This window comes from Nocardia sp. NPDC051832, from assembly GCF_040681285.1.
Classification (GTDB): domain Bacteria; phylum Actinomycetota; class Actinomycetes; order Mycobacteriales; family Mycobacteriaceae; genus Nocardia.
In genome coordinates this window covers 454,790-476,145 of sequence record NZ_JBFAYL010000004.1, presented here as the reverse complement: position 1 = coordinate 476,145, position 21,356 = coordinate 454,790, and the positions used below count along the sequence as shown (strand labels likewise).

Below are 21,356 nucleotides of genomic sequence, written 5' to 3'. Positions count from 1 at the left end.
GCCTTGCTCCCAGCTCTGAAAGTAGCCGGAGGGTACGACAATTCACGGCGGGCCGCGCGGCTGTCGGCGGCTGCTGGTAGAACTTGCTGGCACATCGGATCGATCACTCATGGGGAGCCCGCGACATGGCCATTTCCGACCACATGGAGGGATTCCACGGGCTACCCGTGGTCGAATTCCCGGACACCACCTCATCTGCCGAGCTACCGGCGGCGGACGACGTGGCGTGGCGGATCGCGATCGAGCCCTGGGACAGCAAGGAAAGTTGGCCGGACGCCTTCGCGCGTTTTCTGGAGACGGTCGACAGCACGGCGGTGCGGGCTCTGGTAGTCGGCGTGTGGGGCGAGGGCGACGACGATTCCGAGCCGGTCGTCGCGGCCCTGGTCGCGGCCAAAGACCGGCTGCCTGCGCTGCGCGCGCTGTTCCTCGGCGACATCACCTACGACGAGAACGAATGCTCCTGGATCCACCAGTCCGACGTCACGCCGCTGCTGGCGGCCTTCCCGGACCTCCGGGAGTTCGGCTTCCGCGGTGGCGAGAACATGGAGCTCCACCCGGTCGAGCATCGCGCGCTGCGCGCGCTGTCGGTGCAGACCGGCGGCTTGGACGTGGAGGTCCTGCGCGCCGTCGCCGCGAGTGAGCTGCCCGCGCTGGAGCGCTTGGACCTCTGGCTCGGCACCACCGAGTACGGCGCGACAGCGGAGATCAGCGATCTGGAACCGTTCCTCACCGGCACCCGGTTCCCCGCTCTGACCCATCTCGCGCTGCGCAACAGCGACATTCAGGATCAGATCGCGCTCGCGATCGCGTCCGCGCCGGTGGTAGCGCGCCTCAGCAGCTTGGATCTGTCCCTGGGCACACTCGGTGACGAAGGCGCGGCCGCGCTGCTCGAAGGCCAGCCGCTGACCCACCTGAAGACGCTCGATCTGCATCACCATTTCATCAGCTCGGCGTTGAGCAAGCGGCTGGTCGCCGCCTTGGAGCCGTTCGGAGTGGAGGTGATCCTCTCCGGCGAAGAGGAAGCCGAGATCGACGACGACCGGGAGTGGCGCTACGTCGCGGTAGGGGAATGAGCGCCTGCCCGGCGCTCGCCGTCGTCGGGATCCCGGGGAACCGGCGCGTCACCGGGTTCCAGGAGGCCTTGCGGCGGGCCGGAATTCCGGAGGCGCGGGTGGTGTCCTGGCTCGACGTGCTGAGCGGGCACGCCGACTTCCACCCCGGTGAGCTGGTGCGCCTCGAGTCGCCCGGCGAGGACCCGGAGGTCGACCGGATCTTGCGCGATGCGGCCGACCCGACCCGGGTAGAAGGTTCGGCGCGCTGGTACCGGCGCTTCGTCGCGGCGGCTCGGGGATTGGCGGAGCGGGCGATGTTGCTCGACGACCCCGCCGACCTGGCGGTGCTCTTCGACAAGCGGCTCTGTCATGGCGTGCTGTCCGATGCCGGTGTCCCCGTGCCGTTTTCGCCGACATCGGGACAGCGGGAGCCCCTTCGCGGCTGGGACGACGTACGCACCCGGATGGCCGACGCCGGATTGTCGCGCGTGTTTCTCAAACTCGCGCACGGCTCCTCGGCGTCCGGCGTGCTCGCCCTCGCGACAGCGAGCGGCGGACGAATCCGGGCGACCACCTCGGTCCGGCGCGATACGCAAGGGGGACTGTTCAATTCGCTGCGTGTCGCCACTTACACCACCGACGCCGAGGTGGGTGCGATCGTCGACGCCTTGGCTCCGGACGGCCTGCACATCGAGCGCTGGCTGCCCAAAGCCGCGCTGCACGGCCGCACCGCGGACCTGCGGGTGGTTGTGGTCGACGGCCGCGCCACCCATGTGGTGGTCCGCACCAGCCGCTGGCCGATGACCAACCTGCATCTCGGCGGCGCGCGCGGCGATCTCGCCACCGCGAGAGCGGCCATGGGAGAGCACTGGCCGGAGGCGATCGCGATCTGTGAACGAGCGGCGGCCTGCTTCCCGCGCTTCTCTCGCGTGGGCGTGGACCTGCTGCCCGCGTCCGGTTGGCGGCGCTTCGCGGTCGGCGAAGTGAACGCGTTCGGTGATCTGCTGCCGGGCCTGCGCGGATTCGCGGGCGGCGGCGCCGAATCGGGCGACACCTACGACGCGCAGGTCGCCGCGATCCTGCGCCGGGCAAGGAGCGAAACGCATGTCTGAGCCGGATATGAACGAGGTGATCGGCCGCGACGATCTGCTCCTTGTCACCCTCGACACGCTGCGGTTCGATGTGGCGGCCGAGCTGGCTGCCGCGGGCCGGCTGCCCACTCTCGCGCCGCATCTCCCCGGCGGCGAGTGGGAAAAACGGCACGCGCCAGGCAGTTTCACCTATGCCTCACATCAGGCGATGTTCGCCGGATTCCTGCCGACACCCGCCGCGCCGGGCCCGCATCCCCGGCTGTTCGCCGCGCGGTTCGAAGGTAGTGAGACCACCGCGGGCCGTACTTTCGTCTTCGATACCCCGGATCTGGTCTCCGCGCTCGCGGCCGAGGGCTACCGCACCGTGTGCATCGGAGGCGTGGGGTTCTTCAACAAGCGGGGGGCGATGGGCTCGACGCTGCCCGGCTTGTTCCAGGAAAGTCACTGGGAGCCGGAGTTCTCGGTCGCAGCGCCGCATTCCTTCGAGGCGCAGGTGCGTTGCGCCGAGCAGGTCGTCGCGGCGTTGCCGCCCGAGCGCAAGCTCTTTCTCTTCGTCAACGTCTCCGCGCTGCATCAGCCGAACTGGTTCCATCGCCCGGGTGCGACCAAGGAGGCCGGTGACACCCGCGAAACCCACGCGGCCGCTTTGGAATACGTGGATCGCCAGATCGGCCGGTTGTTCGCCGCCGCGAGCAGCCGCCGGCGGTGTTTCGCCATCGTCTGTTCCGACCACGGCACCGCCTACGGCGAGGACGGATTCACCGGGCACCGCCTCGGCCACGAATCGGTGTGGACCGTGCCCTACGCCCACTTCTTCCTAGAGGCCTCCGCATGACCACGATGACCCGGCCGCGTCCGTACCAGAGCTACGTCTACGGCTACCCGCACAAGACCGCCTACCGCCCACTCGACGACCGGCCGCTCCTAAGCGACCTCTGGGCCCGGGAACCGGCCGACGCGTTGTCGTTGTACGCGCACATTCCCTTCTGCGAATACCGGTGCGGCTTCTGCAATCTGTTCACCCGTATCGGCGCGCCGGACGACCTCACCGGCCGCTACCTCGACGCGCTCGAACGCCAGGCGATCGCCGTGCGGGCAGCGCTCGGAGATCGGCCCGCCCATTTCGCGGCGGCGGCATTCGGCGGCGGCACACCACCTACCTGACCGCCGCGGAGTTGACCAGGCTCTGCGATATCGCCGAACAGCGGATGGGGGCCGACCTGCGGGCGATCCCACTCTCGGTGGAGACCTCACCTACGACCGCGACGGCCGACCGCTTGGCGGTCCTGGCCGAGCGGGGCGCGACCCGAGTCAGCATCGGAGTGCAGAGTTTCGTGGACAGCGAAGCCAGGGCGGCGGTGCGCCCGCAGCGCCGCGGCGAAGTGGAGGCCGCCCTGGAGCGGATCCGGTCGGCCCGCATTCCCGTGCTCAATATCGATCTGATCTACGGCATCGAAGGCCAGACCGAGGACACCTGGCGTACTTCGCTGCGCGCGGCCTTGGCCTGGGAGCCCGAAGAGCTCTACCTGTACCCGCTGTATGTGCGGCCGCTGACCGGGCTCGGCAAACTCGGCGGCGATACCGACGAGGACTGGGACGCCCAGCGCCTACGCCTCTACCGCGCGGGTCGCGATCTACTGCTAGAAAACGGCTACGACCAAACCTCGATGCGCATGTTCCGGCGCACCGGCACCCCCAGCACCGGCCCTGACGACTACGCCTGCCAAACCGACGGCATGATCGGGCTCGGCTGCGGCGCGCGCTCCTACACCGCCAGCCTGCACTACTCCTTCGACTACGCGGTCGCACCGCGCGAGGTGCGCGGCATCATCGACAGCTACACGCGGACAACGGATTTCACGCGAGCGGAAGTCGGCCGAAGGATCGACGAGGACGAGGCTAGGAGACGGCACCTCCTGCAATCGCTCCTGCAAGCCGAGGGTATGGACGTCGCCGAATACCGAACCCGATTCGGCGCGGACCCAACCGAACACTTCGCTGCGGAACTCGACGAATTCACCGCCTTGGGTTGGTTGGACGCCGCCTCCGACCCGTCACTGCTGCGGCTGTCGGCCGAGGGCTTGGCCTATTCGGATGCGCTCGGTCCTCGACTGTTCTCGGCCGCGGTGCATGCAGCGATGGCCGCCTACGAACCGCGGTGAGAGCGAGTTATCTGAGCGAGGAGTTCACCGCGCTGGGTTGGTTGGACGCAGCCACCGGCCCAGCGCCGCTGCGACCGTCAGCGATTCACGCCGCCCTGCCGCCCTACGAACCGAGGTGAGAACGAACCTATGGATCTGACGATCCTTTACCGGGGGCCGCTGGCATCCTGCGACTACGACTGCCCGTACTGCCCGTTCGCGAAGCGCCGGGACAGCCGAGAGCAGCTGCGTGCCGACCGTGCGGCCCTGGAGCGATTCGCCGACTGGGTCGGCGCGCAGCACGGCGATCGGTTGTCGATCTTGTTCACTCCGTGGGGCGAGGGTTTGGTGCGCTCCTGGTATCGGCGCACGCTCGTTGAGCTTTCCCGTCTACCGCAGGTTCGCCGGGTGGCGATTCAGACCAACCTCAGCTGCCGCACCGACTGGCTCGATGCGGCCGACCCGGAGACGCTCGCGCTGTGGTGCACCTACCACCCTGGTCAGACGCCCTACGAGCGGTTCACGGGGAAATGTGCGGAGCTGGCGCGCAAGGGGATTCGGTTCAGTGTCGGCGTGGTCGGTTTTCCGGACCATCTGGCCGCCGCCCGGCGGTTGCGGGCCGACTTGCCTGATCATGTCTACCTCTGGGTGAACGCCCCGGAGGGGCATCAGCTCACCGTGGACGAGGCCGCCGCCTGGACCGAGCTGGATCCGCTGTTCGAGTACAGCCTGCATCCGCACCGCTCGGCCGGAATGCCCTGCCGCACCGGTGAATCGGTGATTTCGGTCGACGGTGATGGCACGGTGCGCCGCTGTCACTTCGTTCGCACCGAGCTCGGCAACCTGTACGACGGTTCCTATCGGTCGGCGCTACAGCCCCGGTCCTGCCCACTTGCCTTGTGCGACTGCCATATCGGCTATGTGCATATGGAGACGCTGCCGCTCTACGACGTCTTCGCCGGGGGCGTACTGGAGCGGATTCCCGCGGATTACAGCGCGGCGGTGAGCCGGGCGCCCCAGCGGGTGGTCATCGAGGCGCCGGGGGCCAGCCGGATCAGGTGATCACCGGTCTGGAACGCGTTGGGCGGGCAGGTCATCGGTTCCGCGGCGAGTCCGGTGCGGCGATGGGCGGGTCCGAGGGTGTCGGCGGTGAACAGCTGGATCAGCGGGTAGGTTTCGTCCACCCAGAGTTCGGCGACCTGATTGTCGCTGCCGCGCAATCGAACCCAGGCGCGGCCGTCCTCGTCGCGGGCCAGATCGGTGAACGCGTGATCGATCTGTACGTCGCCGACCTGCCGGGGTGTGGTGAAGTCGAATTTCGGTGTGTCCGCGACGGGTTCGGTGCCCGCCGGGAGTTGGCGGTAGGGGTCGGTGCGGATTCGGGTGGCGGCGTCGAGGTGCAGCACCGCCGCATCGATCTGCCCTCGGCCAGGTGAGAGATACGGGTGCTGGCCGCAGCCGTACGGGGCGGGAACCGCGCCCGAATTGGTCGCGGTGGTGGTCACCGCCAAGCCCGCCTCGGACAGCGCGTAGTGCACGGCGATGTCCAGGTGGAACGGATATTCCGGCCGGGGGTGCAGCGTGGTCCGCATGGTGACTTCGTGCTCGGACAGTTCGGTCGCCGCCCACGGTCGCCAGCGCAGAAACCCGTGGATCGCATTGTTTTTCGACGGCTCGGTCAACGGCACCTGGTACTCGGCGTCGCCGAAGTGATATTTGCCGTCCCGCAACCGGTTCGGCCAGGGAATCAGCACCGCTCCGTGCGCGCCGTCGGCCATCGCCGTCACGTCGTAGGGCTGGAATACCTCGCGCGCACCCACCCGGTACTCGCGGATGCCGCCCCCGACCTCGACGAGGATAGCCTCCTGCTCGCCCCAGGCGATCCGGAACTGCTGCCCGGACGGTGCGGAGATCCCGCCGGATGCCGGGAAATCCGGGGTCACGCCTGATCCACCCGGTGCGCACCGGCCGACGGCACCGCGAGGAACGCCCGGGGATCGGCGAAATAGGCTGCGCGGAAACGCTGTTCGATCTCGGCGACGACGCGATCTCTGGCCCCGGCGTCGATCAGGGCGATGATGCTGCCGCCGAACCCGCCGCCCACCATCCGGGCGCCGTGCGCACCGGCGTCGAGTGCGGCGTCGGCGGCGGTGTCGAGCTGGGCGGTCGAGACCATGAAGTCGTCGCGCAGCGAGGCATGCGCGGCGGTCAGGATAGGGCCGATGGAGCGCGGGTCGCGGCCGTCGCGGAGCAACTCGACAACGGCCAGGACTCTGGCGTTTTCGCTGACCACGTGCCGCGCGCGCCGGCGCAGGATGGGGTCGGTGAGGGCCGACAGCGCCCGGATATCGGTGACCTCGCGGAGCCGGGTGACGCCCAATTCGGCTGCGGCGGCTTCACATTCCTGCCGCCGCCGCGCGTACTCGCCGTCTACCAGCGCGTGCGGGGTGTTCGTGTCGACGATCAGCAGCGCCAGGCCCGCCGCCGCGAGATCGAATGGTACCTGGGAGGTTTCGCCGGTCCCGGCGTCGAGGAACAGGGCATGCCCGGCGATGCAGCGGATCGAGGCGGTCTGATCGAGGGTCCCGGTAGGTGCGCCCACGTAGTTGTTCTCGGCTTTGTTCGCGATGTCGATGAGGTCGGCTTCGGACACCGATAGCTGGAACAGATCACGCAACGCGATCGCCACCGAGCATTCGATGGCTGCCGAGGACGACAGCCCCGCGCCGATCGGCACCGACCCGTCGAGTTCCAGGTCGACGCCCGGAATTCGGTGGCCGCGGCGGTGATATTCGTACACCACGCCGAGCGGGTAACGGGCCCAGCCTTTGACGGGCGCTTCGGCCAGCTCCCGGACCGGTACCTCGGTCCGCTCGCCCGGATGCTGTTGGGAACCCACGCGCACCAGGCCGTCGGTTCTCGGCATCGCGGTACACCGCACCATCTGTGGCAATGCCATGGGCAGGCAGTAGCCGCCGTTGTAGTCGGTGTGCTCGCCGATGATGTTGACCCGGCCCGGCGCGGCCCAGATACCGCCCGCGCTCATCGCCGCCACGTCTCTCGCCGCACCCTCGGACACTTGATTCACCGCATCTCCCGCAGTTCCGCCGCGACCTGTTCGGGCGTGGTATCGCTGATGAACACCTGCATGCCCGATTCCGAACCTGCCAGATACTTCAGTTTGTCGGCTGCCCGCCGGATCGAGAACAATTGCAGGTGCAGCCACCAGTCCTGGCTGGGCACACCGGAATTCGGGGTCGGCGCCTGATTCCAGGCTGCCACATAGGGCATCGGGGCGGGGAAGCGCCGCGCGAATCGGCGCAGCACGTCCGGGTAGAGCTGGGCGAAGGCGTCGCGTTGGGCGTCGTCGAGGTCGGGGATGTCGGCGACCCGGCGGTGCGGGTACAGCTGCACCTCGTAGGGCCAGCGCGCGAACGGCGGTACGAATGCCGTCCACTCTTCGTTGGCCGCGACGACGCGCAGCTCGGCGGCCCGCTCCGCGGCGAGCATGTCACCGAATAGGTTGGTGTCGTGCGCTTTTCGATAGTGTGCGACGTTGGCGGTGATCTTGGCGACCCGCGGCGTCACGAAGGGGTAGGCATAGATCTGTCCATGCGGATGCGACAGCGTCACGCCGATGTCGGCTCCGGAGTTCTCGAAACAGAAGACTTGCCCGATCCCGTCGAGGCCTGCCAGTTCCGCGGTGCGCTCGGCCCACACATCGACGACCAGCCGCACCCGGACCGGCTCCAACTGGGCGAACGACGAATCGTGGGCGCTGGTGAAGCACACCACCTCGCATTTGCCGAACCCGTCCCGCAGCGGCGTCTGCGGCGCACCGTCCACCGACTCCGGCAGGTCGTCGTGCACCGGGGTCAGCGAGGGGAACCGATTGTCGAAAACCGCTATCTGGTAGTCGGTCTCGGGAATCTCGGTGGCGCGCTCCGGTGTCGAGGGGCACAGCGGGCACAGATCCGCGGGCGGCAGAAAGGTGCGGGACTGCCGATGCGAGGCCACCACGACCCATTCGCCGAGCAGCGGGTCGAACCTGCGCTGTGAGGTGGTGTGCGCGACCGGCAGGTCACGCGTGTCGACGGCGAGCCGCGCCACCGGCGCGGCGTCGTAGTACCGGATCGTCCGGCCGTCGGCCAGCGCGCGTTCGGTCTTGATCACCGAATCAGTATCGTCGACTGCTAGCAAATATTCAGCAAACGCGCCTACTCGGTGACGAAGTCGGCCATCATCGCCATGTCCTCGTGCTCGGCATTGTGGCAGTGCAGCATGTAGGTCCCCGCGTGGTCGGTGAAGCGGACCGCGATCTCGACGGCCTCGGCCGGGCGCAGGTCGACGGTGTCCTTCCAGCCGGCGTCGGCGGGGTTCGGGGCGCGATTGTTGCGCGACAGCACCAGGAACGGGTCCAGGTGCAGATGGATCGGGTGGTGGAAGTCGCTGATCAGGCGCCAGATCTCGACGGTGCCCAGCCGGGGGCGGGCCAGCACGCGGCCGGCTTCGTAGGGCAGGCCGTTGATGGTCCAGCCGTGGTCGGGGCGCAGCTGGAAATGGAAGGTGCGGGTGGTGACCGCGCGGGCCGGGTCGAGGGCGGGCTCGGTGCGCAATCGTGCGGGCAGGGGCGGGTTGTCGCCGGTCGGGCCCGTGACGTCGAAGGACATGACCTCGGCGGTGGCACCGCTGCCCAGCCGGTTCAGCAGGCGGACTCGGGTGCCGGGCCGGTAACGGGAGAAGTCGACGACGATGTCGAACCGTTCCGCGGGCGAGATGTCGAGCCGGTCGTGCGCGATCGGCCGCCCCAGCAGACCTCCGTCCGAACCGATCTGTACCAGCGCATCGCCGCCGGGTGGTTGCGGGTCGAGTTCGAGGCGATAGCGGCGCGCATTGGAGGCATTGAGCAGCCGCAGCCGGTAGCGGGCCGCGTCCACCCGGGCCACCGGCCACGGGGCGCCGTTGACCAAGATGACATCGCCGAGCACACCGTTCATATAGGGGGCGGTCACACCGTGCTGGTGCGCGCCGGCCCGCGGATACCGGAATGATCCGTCGGCCGCGAAGGAGCGGTCGGTGATCATCAGCGGCAGATCGCGTGCGCCTGTAGGCAGGCCGAGCGCGTCCTGCTCGTCGTCGTGCACCAGGTGGAAGCCGGCCAGGCCCTGCCAGAGGGCGTAGCCGGTGCCGCCGTGACGATGATCGTGATACCAAAGCGTCGCCGCACCTTGCTGATTCGGATAGGTGTAGTCGCGCTGTCCGGCCGCCACGTCGCGGCCCGCGTGGTGCGTCGGGTGCGCTGCCGCGTGGGCGGGCAGGATGAGGTCCATCGGGTAGCCGTCGCTGTCGGCGGGCGTGTGCCCGCCATGCAGGTGCACCACCGCGGGCTGGTCGAGCTCGTTGCGGTGGCGGACCACGGATCTGCGGCCGGACCGGGCGAGGATGGTTGGTCCCGGGAAGCTGCCGCCGTAGGTCCAGGCGGGCGTCCGCAGGCCCGGCAGGATCTCCAGTTCGGTGGGGCGCTGCACTATTTCGTAGTAGTCGGCCCCGGCGTCGCGGCGGATCGGCTCGAGCACTCGCGGAATCGGCAGCTCGGCGGTGAACGGCCGGGGAAGCGCCACCTGGCTCGGCAGCAGCAACCCCGGATCACCTGGACCCAGCAGGCGCGCGCCACCGGCCCAGCCGGTCGCGGCGACACCGGCCGCGGCCGCTGCCGCGCCCAGAAAGCCGCGTCGGGAAAGCGCGAAACTCATTGCGGTCCTTCCGGTATGCGCCGCCAGGCGGTGTAGGTCGAATGCAGGACTCCGACGACCAGGAGTACGGCCAGGGGCAGGTGTACCGCCAGAATTCGCTGCTCTCCCAGGGGAATCAACGCCGAGGTGACCACGATCTGGCCGAGGGTGGCGAGCAGCGGCTGCTTGGTCGCCACACTGGAGCGCAGGCACAGTGCCGCGGCGATCAGCTGGACGACCAAGAACGCGCCCATGATCCCGGCATTGCGGGCGTGCGCGGCCAGTGCGGCGTATTCGCCGGACAGGAAGCTGCCCGCGAGCGCCGCTTGCAGCAGAACGAGGACCGCGACACCGGTGCTCGCGGCGCGCAGCAACAGGATCGGCCAACTGGCACGAGGTTTCGCGGAGGTGAGAGTGGTCATGTCCGTACCCGCCGAGCGGGTTCGGCGCAGCACAAAACAAGCATGCGCGGGCTCCTGATAGAGGGTGTGCAGAGCGTCATTCGCTCAGCTCGAACCGATGCTGGTGAGCTGGTCCGACTCGGTGATCGAGAGGTTCGCGGGTTGCTGCTCAGGATGTTGGTGAGTGGGTCCGGGTTGGTGATTGCGCGGTTCGCGGAGTGCCGCTCAGCTGATGCTGGTGAGCTTGTCCGGGTTGGTGATCGAATAGACAGCGGCGATGCTGCCGCCGTCGGGCGTGAGGTCCACGACCACGACCGCGAGGGGGCTGTTGCCGGAGAACACCAGCGCGCAGGCGTCGCCGGCGACGCGGCGGTAGCGCAGATCCAGCCCGGCGGGCACCGTCGCGGCGACCGACATGAACACGGCGGCAACGTTTTCCCTGCCGTGTACTGGGCGCAGGCTGAGGGCTGGGCCCTTGCCGCCGCCGTCGGTCCACAGCGTGACCTCCGGCGCCAGGAGGTCCAGCAGCGCCTGGAGGTCACCGCCGAGGGCGGCCGCCGCGAACCGCTCTGTCACCTCGGCTTGTAGTTTCGGCGGCGCGCTGTGCCGGGGTCTGCGGGCCTGTACGTGGCGGCGAGCCCGGGTCGCGAGCTGGCGCACCGCGGCGGGGGAGCGGTCGAGCATCTCCGCGATCTCCGGATGCGCGAACCCGAAGACCTCGTGCAGCACGAACACCGCCCGCTCCAGCGGCGAGAGTGTTTCCAGGACAACCAGCATCGCCATCGACAGCGACTCGGCGCGTTCGACGGTCGCCGCGCTGTCGTCCGCGGCGGCGACGAGCGGCTCCGGAAGCCACGGGCCCACATAGGTTTCCTTGCGCTTGCTCAGCGCGGCGCGGCGGGCCAGGGCCTGGTTCGCGGCGATCCGCACCAGGTAGGCGCGCGGGTTGTCCACGGGCTCGGTGCCGGAGGCGTGGCGGGACGCCCACGCGAGCCATACCTCCTGCAAGACGTCTTCGGTGTCGGCGACACTGCCCAGCATGTTGTAGACCACCGAGAAAAGCAGTTCCCGGTAGCCGAGGAACTGGTCGGTGGCGGTGCCGGAGTCCGGCGGCATGGATGTCATGTGTTGTCTCCTCGCTGTGTCAGGACCGAAGAGCCACATGACCCCGCGAGTGTGACATGGCTGGGCGGCACTGTGACCGGCCCCACAGCGATGTCACAGTCCGGGGGAGCGGCCGCTCTGTGGTGGTGTCCGGGGATCGGCCCCGGAAGGCACTACCGCACAGGAGAATTCGATGCGCACAGTTATTCGCAACGCCCGGGTGTTCGACGGGCAGCAGACTTTGGGTCCGACCGATGTGGTCTTGCAGGACGACGTCATCGCGACGGTCGGCAGCACCGAACTCGCCGCCGACGTCGTTATCGACGGCGCCGGCCGCACCCTGCTACCGGGCCTGATCGACGCCCACACGCATGTCTTCGACGGCAGCCTCGCCGCGGCTTTGCGCTACGGCGTTACCACCGAACTCGACATGTTCTGCCTGCCGGATGTGCTCGCCGCGCAGCGCCGCCTCGCGGCGGAGCGCGACGACGTCGCCGACTTCCGCAGCGCGGGCACCTTGGCTACCGCGCCGGGCGGGCATCCGACGCAATTGCTGGGCGCGCTGGCCGGAATGCTGGACGGCGTCGGCACCACAATCGATTTCATCTCCGGCCCGGCCCACGCGCCGGCTTTCGTCGAAGCGCGACTGGCGGAAGGCGCCGACTACCTCAAGATCGTCATCGACGACGGCGCGGTGCACGGTGCCGAACTGCCGGTGATGTCCCCGGAAACCATTGCTGCTCTTACTGATTCGGCTCATCGCGCGGGCCTGCGGGTCATCGCGCACGCGATCACGGCCGCCGAGGTGCAGCTCGCTCTGGCGGCGGGTATCGACGGCCTCGCCCACGTCTGGACCGACCTGACACCGGGTGATCCCGCTACCACGGCCCTGGCCGAACAGATCCGCGCACAGGGCGTGTTCGTGGTCACGACCCTGGCGTACTTCGAAGCGATCACCGCTCAGCAGATCCACACCGCCGACTGCGCCCGCCCAGGTAGCTCCGCGAACGCCGTCGACGCCGTCCGGGCCCTGCACCACGCGGGCGTCCCGCTGCTCGCGGGCACCGACGCCACCCCCTTCGTTCCCGCCCACGGCAGCGGCCTGCATCGGGAACTGGAGCTCTTGGTCGAAGCGGGACTCGGTCCGGAGCAGGCGCTGGCCGCCGCGACCAGCGTGCCCGCCCACCATTTCGGGCTGCTCGACCGCGGCCGGATCGCCGCCGGACTGCGCGCCGATGTTGTTCTGGTGGAGGGAGATCCGACCCGGGAGATCGCCGCTGCCGGGCGGATCGCCGAGGTCTGGCGGCGTGGCGTGCGTCAGCTGCGCGAGGTTCGCTGAACGGTGGCGGCGCGGAGTCTGTCAGCCGCGCGGGGTTTGCTGAACGGTGGCGGCGCGGAGTCCATTAGCCGCGCGAGGTTCGCTGACTGGCGGCGGCGCGGAGTCCGTCCGCCGCCGCGAGGTCCGCTGACTGGCGGCGGCGCGGAGTCCGTCCGCCGCGCGAGGTCCGCCGAACGGTGGCGGGGAGGCTGACTCCCCGCCACCGGATGCTCAGCAGCTGGTGGGTACCGGCTCGTTGCGGAAGCGCGATTCCACGTAGTTCCACGCCTCGGTGAATCCGGCCGCCGCGGCGGTCATGTGCTCGGCGATGTCATAGGTCACCAGTTTGACCGGTGCGCCGGCGCGGCAGTAGCGGTTGGCGGTTTCCTCGACCGAGTTGTACGGGGTGAGGGTGTCGTAGCGGCCCTGCCAGATGTAGGTCGGGGCGGTGGGGACGCCTTCGTAGTAGCGCAGGCTGTTCTCGTGCAGCACTTCGCGGGCGACGGGGCTGTCCATCAGGCTCTTGGAGGCGGCCAGCTGGTCGGCGCTGCGGAAGGCGCCGTGGAACAGCAGGAAGCGGCGGCAGGCGTCGTGGGTGAATTCCCGGAACCACAAGCCGTTCTCGTTGAGCTGGTCCGAAATCGGCAGGCGCTGCGGGTATTCCCGCTCCAGGCCCATGGCCGCGGCGAAGGCGAGGCCGAAGCCGGGGTGCGGCTCGAAGCCGAGGCCCAGGGCCATCTGCTCCAGGTCGGCGGGAATGCCGCCCGCGACGACCGCGGCGAGCTTCAGGTCGGGCGCGTAGGTCGGTTGCAGCGCGGCGGCCCAGCCGGTGGCCATGCCACCGCCGGAGTAACCCGCGATGGCGACCGGCGAGGAGCCCAGGCCCAGTTCGGTGGCCCGCTGCACGGCCTTGACGCTGTCCAGGGTGACCATGCCGCTGAGCCGACCGGCGCCGTAGGCGACATTGGGGCCCAGGTAGTCCGGCATCGAGACGGCCCAGCCGCGTCCGATCGGCAGCATCGCGCCGGGCGCGTCCTGCAGCTCGCCGTTGAACAGCGACCGGGACGGGTTGCACCGCGAGCCGAGCGAATTGATCAGCGCCTGGTAGGAGACCAGCGGGGGGTTGCGAACGCCGAGGGGCAGCAGCACCGTGGTGACGCCCAGGATGGGGTTGCCCTGCGAGTTGGTGGACCGGAAGGCGACCTGCCAGCCCTCGGTGCCGACGTAGGGGCCGCTGTCGATCTTGCGGGTGCGCACCACGTCACCGGGTGCGAAATTGCCGAGGTCACCCGGCACCGAATAGAACGGATCCGGATCTGGTTGCGGATATAGCGGTTCCGCATTGCTCGGCGCGGCGAACAGGCCCACGGCGATAATGCTCAGCGCTAGCGTGAGAAAGCGGGTGAGAGTTGCGAACACGATCTTCTTTCGGGCAGGGCAGCGTGGCCGACGGTGCGCCGCAGCAGGTTTGGTACCGGGCGGTGGTCGGCCGACGGGTCGGGGTGGGGCGGTAGTGCTGTAGCACTGGCCGCGGGCGTGAACGTATCACAGCGATGATCTTGAAATTACGGCACTGAAAGGACTTTGATCCTGATCACATGGGTCTCGGAAAAACCTTGTGACCTGCATTCTCTGGCCGCGACCGACCCAGACAGAGACGGCGAAGTCAGGGCAGTGGAGTCAGTGCTGGTGGCCGCCAGCGGCCGTCCAAGGCCTCCGGTTTCGGCGCGTACACCCGCATGGTCAGGCTGAACATGCCGGCGGCCGGGATGGGCAGCCAATTGCCCTGCGGTACAGCTGGACCGGGATCCTCGGCCTGCACCACGAGATCGACCGAACCGTCTGGGTTCGTCACGACACCGGGCCCCACGGCGTAGATGCCCGCGGCATTGGGCACCAGGTAGCTCTCGCCGGTGTAGGCGGTCAGCGACCAGAACGCGTCGTTCGGGGGGAGCTGACCTGGCGCGAAGTGCAATCGGTAGCGCTTCAGCGGCCCGGCGGCGATCGCCTGGGTATTCAGATAGATGGCATCACGGCGCAGATTCGCTCCGAGGCCGACCTGGGCGATGGTGGCGCGCGCCAGATAATCGGTGCCGTAGACGCCGACGACCTCGGGTGTGAACCACCGATTCTCGGCTCCGACTAGAACCTGTCCCAGAAGCGCCGTCCTGATCTGTGCTTTCGCGACCTCGAGAGCCCGATCGAGGACCCCGTCGGGGAGGGTGGGGGTATAGCGACCGGGGGTAATACCGATTGACGCGAGCCGTGCCAGCATCGGCGCGTCGGCGGCGGCGGGCGGGTTGTCGCCCATCACCGCGCACAGCCGGCCGAAGAAAGCGCCGGCGTCCATGCCCGCCACCACATCCGGCGGACGCGGCCCGCCGAGGTTCCCGAGCGCCGCGATGCTCGCGCCCGGTCCCGCCGCATCCCAGCCGCTCAACGGGCTCAGCCGCAGCTGCTGCTGGATGTCCTGCACGGCGGCGAGATCGTCGGGGCCCGCGACCTGGATCCGGCCCAGCAGCCAGGCCGTCGCGGTGCTCATCGGCAGCCGGGTGACGCCGGCGGGCAGGCTGCCGGTCCAGCCCGGCCCGGTGATCGCGTAGGTGTGCGGCGCGTGGCCGAGCGGGGCGATGCTACTGGGGTCGTGCTCGCTGTTGGTCCACATGTCGAGCACCTGCATCAGCCAGTACCGGCCGTCGGCCATCGCGGGCACGCGCAGCAGGACCGGCTCGGCGCGCAGGTCCAGCCACGCCTGCGAATACAGGGTGTCGAGATTCGGGCGCACCACGTAGGTGCTGTCCGGAGTCGGCGTCGCGGCGACATTGGCCAGCCGGTTGACCGGGAGGTGCTGGACCGCGGCCGCCCGGGTCACGTCCATCAGCACCAGCGGATACCCGAAGACGTAGGCCTGCACGGCGGCGGCGATCTGGTCGCCCGGGTCGGCGGCCGCGCGACCGGCCAGCCCGGCGCCGGCCGCGGCCGCCGCACTCAGCGCCAGCATCGAGCGTCGGGACAGGGGCCGCCAGCCGGTCATCGTCGATCCTTTCGAAAAGCGTGTGCCGCATGATGGCACACGGGCGGTCGATCAGGCTTGGTTGACCTTGCTGATCAGCTCCGCCAGCTCGTCGGCGCGGCCGGCGCCGAACGCGACCAGCTTGCCCAGCGGGATGGAAGCCATCATCCGCGCCATGTCGACGCCGAGCGCCGCGCCGCCGTCGGCGCTCATGCCCGCGGGCGCGTTGCGGGCCAGGAACTCCAGGATCGGAACCGCGCCGGGGTCGGTCATGACCTCGCCGAGCGTGGAATCCAGGCTAAGTGGCAGCCGCACCTGGTCGCCGGACACGGAAACCCGAGCGGTGGCCCGGATGTCGCGGCTCGAAGCGCCCACCGAGAACTCGTACGCGCCGTCCTCGACGGTCCACTGCTCGGTCCGGGTCTCCCAGTAGGCCAGGTCATCCCGGCCGACCTCGATCGAAACCTGCTCGCTCGCACCAGGTTCCAGGAATACGCTGGTGAACCCCTTCAGCTCGCGAGGAGCGCGCACCACGGCCGAACCCGGCTTGGCGGTATAGCACTGCACGACCTCACGCCCGGCTCGATCGCCGGTGTTGCTGACGGTGACCGACACCGTGACCGCGGCGGTCCCGGCTTCCACCACGAGATCTGAATAGCCGAACGTCGTGTACGAAAGCCCATGCCCGAAGGGGAAACTCACCTCCAGCTCCCGTGCGTCGTACCAGCGGTACCCGACGAAGAGTCCCTCGCCGTAGCGCACGTGCGAGTTCTCGCCAGGGAAGTTCAGGTAGGCCGGAGTGTCCTGGATGCGCACCGGCACCGTCTCGGTGAGCCGGCCCGAGGGATTCACCTGCCCGAACAGCACGTCGGCCAGCGCGCCGCCACCGGCCTGGCCGAGCAGCGCTCCATCGAGGATCGCGGGCGCGTCGACCGGCGCCAGCCGCAACACCCCGCCGTGCGCCAGCACCACGACGGTGTTCGGTTGTGCCGCAAGCACTTCGGCGAGCAGGTCCAGCTGCTCGGCGGGCAGCTCGATGTGCTCGCGGTCGAAGCCCTCCGACTCCTGGCTCGCCGCCAGCCCGAGGAACACCACGGCGACCTCGGCCTGCCGCGCGGCCCGCACCGCCTCCGCCGGTAACGTCCCCGCCGGGCTCCCGTCGGTGGTGAAGCCCGGCGCATAGGTCACGGCGCCGAGCGCGAGCTCGCGGATCTCCGCCAGTGGCGTATCGACCCGCGTCGGATTCACATGCGAGCTGCCGCCGCCCTGGTAGCGCGGCGTCGCGGCGAACTCGCCGATGACCGCGATGGACTGTTCGGCGCGCAGCGGCAGCAGGTTGCCCTCGTTGCGGAGCAGCACGATGCACTGCGCGGCCACCTCGCGAGCGAGTGCGTGATGCGCCTCGGCGTCGTGCGGCGACACGTCCTCCCGGCCCGCGACGGCCTTGGCCGCCAGCGCCGCCACCCGGGCGGCGGCCCGATCGACCACAGTGGGGTCCAGCGTCCCGGCCCGCACGGCGGCGACCACCGCCGCGTCGGAAGCGCCGCCGTTGCCGGGCATTTGGAGATCCAGGCCCGCCGTGAGCGCGGCCACCCGGTCGCTCACCGCCCCCCAGTCGCTGACCACCAATCCGGTGAAGCCCCACTCCTCGCGCAGGACTTCGGTGAGCAGCCAATGGTTTTCGGCCGCGCTCACCCCGTTGATCCGGTTGTAGGAGCACATGACCGTCCACGGGTCGGCCGTCTGGACGATATGCGCGAAGGCGTGCAGATAGATTTCCCGCAGCGGGCGCGGATCGACGTCCGAACTCGACCGCATCCGGTCGTGTTCGGTGTTGTTGGCCGCGAAGTGTTTCAGGGCAGCGCCGACTCCCATGCTTTGCAGTCCCCGCACCCAGGCCGCGCCGAGCACTCCGGTCAGGACCGGATCCTCGGAGTAGTACTCGAAGTTCCTGCCGCAGCGCGGATCTCGTTTGATATTGACGCCGGGCCCGAGCAGGACGTCCACGCCCAGCGTGCGACTCTCGCGACCGAGCGCCGCGCCGACGCGGCGCACCAGGTCAGGGTCCCAGCTCTGTCCCAGCCCGACGGCGGGTGGAAAGCAGGTCGCCGGAAGGCTTCCGGACACTCCGAGATGATCGGTCGCCCCTGTCTGCCTGCGCACACCGTGCGGTCCGTCGGTCAGCAGGACCGACGGAATCGGCCCGGTCGCCTTGGTCGTCCAGAAGTCCGCGCCGCTGCCGAGCGCGGCCCGCTCCGGCAAGCTCAGCTCGGAGATAGGTGAATTGGTCACGAAATACACTCCTGTCGAAGGGATCTGGTGCTCAGGCGGGTCTAGCGCACCGCCTTGATGGGATACACCGCGCACGCGCCGAGCAGGCTCAATAGCGCGGCGATCGGGAACAATCCGGAGTAACCGGCGCTCAGCACGATCACACCGGTGAGTGCGGGCGCGAAGGTCTGCGGCAGCGTCGCCGCGATATTGACCACGCCCAGGTCCTTGCCGAAATCCGCGCTGCTGGGCAGCACCTCGGTGATGAGCGCGGTGTCCACCGCCTGGAAAGCGCCGAAGCCGAACCCGCACACCACCGCGAACGCCACCATTCCCGGCACCGTCGGCCACACCCACGGAATCAGCACGCCGGTGGCCACCACTGCCGAGGAGACCGCGATGAACGGCTTACGGCGGCCGACCCGGTCCGAGAGCGGCCCGCAGATCGCGATGGAGAGCAGCATGGCCGGCAGCGACACCAGGCCGAGCACCGGAACCAGTTGCGCGGCACGGTCATCCACGCCGATGTAGTCCTCGAGCAGATACAGCTGATAGCCGTAGACCACGAAATAGCCGGTGTAGAGCAGCAATCGGCCCAGGAAAGCCCAGCCGAAGTCCGGATGCGCGCGCGGGTTCACCCAGAATGTCCGCAGGAAGGTCCGCGCGTCGAAGGGCAAACGCTCGTCGCCGAGGCTCGCCCGATCGGGGTTGAGCAGGACGAACAGCGTGACCGCGAGCAGCGCCACCGCGGCGAAGGTCAGGTATCCGGCCGGGATGTGCCCGGAAAACGCGGCGGCCGCGCCGGATCCGAGGAGCACGCCCGTCATGGTCGCGACGCCGATCGCGGCGGAGAAGGTGCCGCGCGCCGAGCGCGGCACCCGGTCCGGCAGCACGGCGCTCAGCGGACCCTGCGCGAGGTTGTAGGCGATCTGCGCCGCGATCCAGGCCAGCGCGATCGCGGCCAGAGTGCTCGACATCGACAGCACCAGCAGCGCCAGGCCGCCGCACAGCGCGCCGCCGAGGATCCACGGCGCCCGCCGGCCGTATCGGGAGCGGGTGCGGTCGCTGAGCACACCGGCGATCGGCTGCGCGAGCATCGCCGCACAGGCGCCCAGGGTCGCCACCAATGCCAGGTTGGCGGCTTTGTGGTCCTCGTCGATGGCGCCGATCTGCAGGGGCAGCAGAATCCCGGGAATCGCGCCCCACAACGCGTAGATGCCCGCGGTGGCGGGGATGAACGACCACAGCAGCCGTCGCTGCGACCGGTCGAGCCTGGCGATCGGGCTGTCCGACGTCGATGTCACGCATTCGTCCTGAAGATCCGGTGCGCCGCTGCGCACGGCGAAAACAGTATGACATTCGGTTTTCAGGCACAAGGGTAAGGTCGGGCGGTGGTTCAACGTGGTGCATATTCGAAAGGTATTGCCAAGCGGGAGGAAATCCTGACCGCGGCGCTGGAGATCGTGGCGCGCAACGGCTACAGCCGGGCGACGGTCCGCGAGCTGGCCGACGCGGTGGGGCTCAGCCAGACCGGGCTGCTGCACTACTTCGGCACCAAAGAGCAGTTGTTCACCGAGATCCTGCGCCGCCGCGACGAGGTTGATCAGCGGTTCTACGGGGATTTCGACGCCGCGGGCCTGCCGGATATGGCCGGGGGCCTGGAGCGGCTGGTGCGCCACAATGCCGAGGTTCCCGGCCTGGTGCAGTTGTTCTCGCGGTTCTCCTCCGAGGCGGCCGAGCCCGGTCATCCGGCGCACGAGTTCTTTCGCGAGCGGTACGAGACCGCGCGGGCCGGGATCGGTGCAGGGGTGGAACGGTTGCGTCAGGCCGGCCGGTTGCCCAGCGATGTCGACACCGAGCGGGTCACCGTGCTCATGCTCGCCGTGATGGACGGGCTGCAAATGCAGTGGATGTATGACCCGGCGGTCGACATGGCCGACCATGTCGCGTACTTGTGGCGGCTGGTGGCGGGGGAACAGGGCGAGGGCTGACCTGGCTCGGGCGACCCGGTCAGTCGCTGTCCGCGAAGAAGGCCGTCAGCAGCGAGCTTTGCAGACTGGCCGTGTTTTCCGCTGCGCTACACCAGGATCGGGTGGTCGCCACCATCGTCGCGGGCGCGGGGTTGCCGATGCAGTGCGGGGCCAGGGCGGCGAAGTAGGCGTCCGGGTCGAGCAGGGTCTCCGGGGTGTGCACGCCGGGCGCGGCGGCCGTCGAGGCCCTTTGCAGCGCGGCCACGGCCAGCGGCACGCCGGTGTTCACGGCCATCGAGCGTCCGGGGATCTGTGCGAGTGCGCTTGCGCAGGTGGCCTTTTCGCCCGCGCGGGTGCCGGTGGCGAGGGCGAAGAGCGGCGGCAGTGCGCCCGCTCCTATGGCGCCCGCGGGTAGGAGCCCCGAGGCCCGATGCGCCAGCCGGGCGGCGCGTTCCGGGCTCAGCAGCCGGCGGTCGACCGACAGGCGCAAGGCCCGGCACATCGTGATGAGGGCCCGTCCGCCGGTGATGAGATTGGTGTTGCTGCGCAGTTCCGGGAACGCGCGGTGCAGGGTCACCGCTTCGGGATGGCCGAAGCTCCAGCCGCTTCCGGCGCCGATGCCCGGGTAGTCGAGGCTGATCTGCTCGAGCGCGGGCCGGTCGGTGAGCACGCCGTCGCGGGTGACCTTGATGGTGCCGGTGATCTGCTGAATGGCGTGCAGGTAGGCGGCATTCGGCTGTTGTCCGGCCGGCGCGCCCGCGTCCCCGGTGTCGTCGCCGCTCCACGCGGTCACCAGGGAGTCGACGGTGTCGAGTTCGCGCGCCGCCGTCACCGCGAGCAGATTCGAGACGCCGGGGCTGGCGCCCATGCCGACCAGTGCGACAACGCCTGCGGCCCGGGCACGTTCGTGCATCTCGAGCATGGCCAGGGTCGGTTCCCAGTCGTCGCAGATATCGATGTAGTCGCGCCCGGCCTCGATGGCCGCCGCGAGAATCGGCACGCCGAAACGGAAATACGGGCCGACGGTATTGAGCACCAGATCGCACTCGTCGAGCGCCGAACGCAGCGCGCGCTGGTCGGTGATGTCGAGCCCTAGTCCGGAAACCTTGTCCCCCAGGCTCTTCGCGACTGTCTCGGCAGTGCTCGCGCGCAGGTCGGTGACCACCAGACGACGCACCGCCGGGGCGTGGGCGAGGACGCGCGCGGCGGCCTGTCCCATCTGCCCGGCTCCGCCGAGCATCAAGATCCTGGTCATCGTGGAAC

General features: G+C 69.3%; 19 protein-coding genes. 8 read left to right on the top strand and 11 right to left on the bottom strand.

Annotated elements, in window-relative coordinates; genetic code table 11:
* The first annotated feature begins 125 nt into the window (after positions 1 to 125).
* From AB0M14_RS27850 to AB0M14_RS27825, 6 genes are all read left to right on the top strand, one after another.
* Positions 126 to 1,073: an STM4015 family protein gene (locus AB0M14_RS27850; RefSeq protein WP_364999867.1), complete on the top strand. Its 948-nt coding sequence runs from the start codon at positions 126 to 128 to the stop codon at positions 1,071 to 1,073.
* Complete coding sequence (locus tag AB0M14_RS27845) at positions 1,070 to 2,164, top strand: STM4014 family protein (protein WP_364999865.1); 1,095 nt, start codon at positions 1,070 to 1,072, stop codon at positions 2,162 to 2,164. Before AB0M14_RS27850 ends, AB0M14_RS27845 begins: the two co-directional genes overlap by 4 nt.
* Positions 2,157 to 2,978, top strand: coding sequence for an STM4013/SEN3800 family hydrolase (locus AB0M14_RS27840; protein WP_364999863.1), 822 nt, complete (start codon positions 2,157 to 2,159; stop codon positions 2,976 to 2,978). The genes AB0M14_RS27845 and AB0M14_RS27840 overlap by 8 nt, the downstream gene beginning before the upstream one ends.
* On the top strand, positions 2,975 to 3,307 hold the full coding sequence (locus AB0M14_RS27835) for a hypothetical protein (RefSeq protein ID WP_364999861.1): 333 nt from the start codon (positions 2,975 to 2,977) through the stop codon (positions 3,305 to 3,307). Before AB0M14_RS27840 ends, AB0M14_RS27835 begins: the two co-directional genes overlap by 4 nt.
* Positions 3,308 to 3,318: 11 nt before the next feature.
* On the top strand, positions 3,319 to 4,305 hold the full coding sequence (locus tag AB0M14_RS27830) for an STM4012 family radical SAM protein (protein WP_364999859.1): 987 nt from the start codon (positions 3,319 to 3,321) through the stop codon (positions 4,303 to 4,305).
* 129 nt (positions 4,306 to 4,434) lie between these two features.
* Positions 4,435 to 5,346: an STM4011 family radical SAM protein gene (locus AB0M14_RS27825; RefSeq protein WP_364999857.1), complete on the top strand. Its 912-nt coding sequence runs from the start codon at positions 4,435 to 4,437 to the stop codon at positions 5,344 to 5,346.
* Here AB0M14_RS27825 and AB0M14_RS27820 read toward each other — a convergent pair.
* From AB0M14_RS27820 to sigJ, 6 genes are all read right to left on the bottom strand, one after another.
* Positions 5,274 to 6,227, bottom strand: a complete 954-nt coding sequence (locus AB0M14_RS27820; RefSeq protein WP_364999856.1) for an aldose 1-epimerase family protein — start codon at positions 6,225 to 6,227, stop codon at positions 5,274 to 5,276. The two genes, AB0M14_RS27825 and AB0M14_RS27820, sit on opposite strands and share 73 nt — an antisense overlap.
* Positions 6,224 to 7,330, bottom strand: coding sequence for a galactokinase (galK, locus tag AB0M14_RS27815; protein WP_365000502.1), 1,107 nt, complete (start codon positions 7,328 to 7,330; stop codon positions 6,224 to 6,226). The genes AB0M14_RS27820 and galK overlap by 4 nt, the downstream gene beginning before the upstream one ends.
* Positions 7,331 to 7,368: 38 nt before the next feature.
* On the bottom strand, positions 7,369 to 8,436 hold the full coding sequence (galT, locus tag AB0M14_RS27810) for a galactose-1-phosphate uridylyltransferase (protein ID WP_365000501.1): 1,068 nt from the start codon (positions 8,434 to 8,436) through the stop codon (positions 7,369 to 7,371).
* Between the two features lie 65 nt (positions 8,437 to 8,501).
* On the bottom strand, positions 8,502 to 10,037 hold the full coding sequence (locus AB0M14_RS27805; protein ID WP_364999854.1) for a multicopper oxidase domain-containing protein: 1,536 nt from the start codon (positions 10,035 to 10,037) through the stop codon (positions 8,502 to 8,504).
* Positions 10,034 to 10,438 carry a hypothetical protein gene (locus AB0M14_RS27800; RefSeq protein ID WP_364999853.1) on the bottom strand — a complete coding sequence of 135 codons (405 nt, stop codon included), beginning with the start codon at positions 10,436 to 10,438 and terminating at the stop codon, positions 10,034 to 10,036. Before AB0M14_RS27800 ends, AB0M14_RS27805 begins: the two co-directional genes overlap by 4 nt.
* A 204-nt stretch (positions 10,439 to 10,642) precedes the next feature.
* Complete coding sequence (sigJ, locus tag AB0M14_RS27795; protein ID WP_364999851.1) at positions 10,643 to 11,542, bottom strand: RNA polymerase sigma factor SigJ; 900 nt, start codon at positions 11,540 to 11,542, stop codon at positions 10,643 to 10,645.
* 172 nt (positions 11,543 to 11,714) lie between these two features.
* Here sigJ and AB0M14_RS27790 point away from each other — a divergent pair, with 172 nt between their 5' ends.
* On the top strand, positions 11,715 to 12,860 hold the full coding sequence (locus tag AB0M14_RS27790) for an amidohydrolase family protein (RefSeq protein ID WP_364999849.1): 1,146 nt from the start codon (positions 11,715 to 11,717) through the stop codon (positions 12,858 to 12,860).
* A gap of 210 nt (positions 12,861 to 13,070) precedes the next feature.
* Here AB0M14_RS27790 and AB0M14_RS27785 read toward each other — a convergent pair whose 3' ends face one another.
* From AB0M14_RS27785 to AB0M14_RS27770, 4 genes are all read right to left on the bottom strand, one after another.
* Positions 13,071 to 14,201 (bottom strand): lipase family protein, encoded by a 1,131-nt coding sequence (locus AB0M14_RS27785; protein ID WP_365000499.1) that lies wholly within the window; start codon positions 14,199 to 14,201, stop codon positions 13,071 to 13,073.
* Positions 14,202 to 14,505: 304 nt separating this feature from the next.
* A complete protein-coding gene (locus AB0M14_RS27780; RefSeq protein ID WP_364999847.1) occupies positions 14,506 to 15,873 on the bottom strand; it encodes a DUF1254 domain-containing protein in 1,368 nt (455 codons plus the stop codon).
* 51 nt (positions 15,874 to 15,924) lie between these two features.
* Positions 15,925 to 18,144: a glycoside hydrolase family 3 C-terminal domain-containing protein gene (locus AB0M14_RS27775; protein ID WP_364999845.1), complete on the bottom strand. Its 2,220-nt coding sequence runs from the start codon at positions 18,142 to 18,144 to the stop codon at positions 15,925 to 15,927.
* 41 nt (positions 18,145 to 18,185) lie between these two features.
* On the bottom strand, positions 18,186 to 19,427 hold the full coding sequence (locus AB0M14_RS27770; protein ID WP_364999844.1) for an MFS transporter: 1,242 nt from the start codon (positions 19,425 to 19,427) through the stop codon (positions 18,186 to 18,188).
* Positions 19,428 to 19,514: 87 nt separating this feature from the next.
* Here AB0M14_RS27770 and AB0M14_RS27765 point away from each other — a divergent pair, with 87 nt between their 5' ends.
* The gene (locus AB0M14_RS27765; RefSeq protein ID WP_364999842.1) at positions 19,515 to 20,114 is read left to right on the top strand and encodes a TetR/AcrR family transcriptional regulator; all 600 of its coding nucleotides are present in this window, start codon (positions 19,515 to 19,517) and stop codon (positions 20,112 to 20,114) included.
* A gap of 19 nt (positions 20,115 to 20,133) precedes the next feature.
* Here AB0M14_RS27765 and AB0M14_RS27760 read toward each other — a convergent pair whose 3' ends face one another.
* A complete protein-coding gene (locus AB0M14_RS27760; RefSeq protein WP_364999841.1) occupies positions 20,134 to 21,348 on the bottom strand; it encodes a saccharopine dehydrogenase NADP-binding domain-containing protein in 1,215 nt (404 codons plus the stop codon).
* Positions 21,349 to 21,356: the final 8 nt, after the last annotated feature.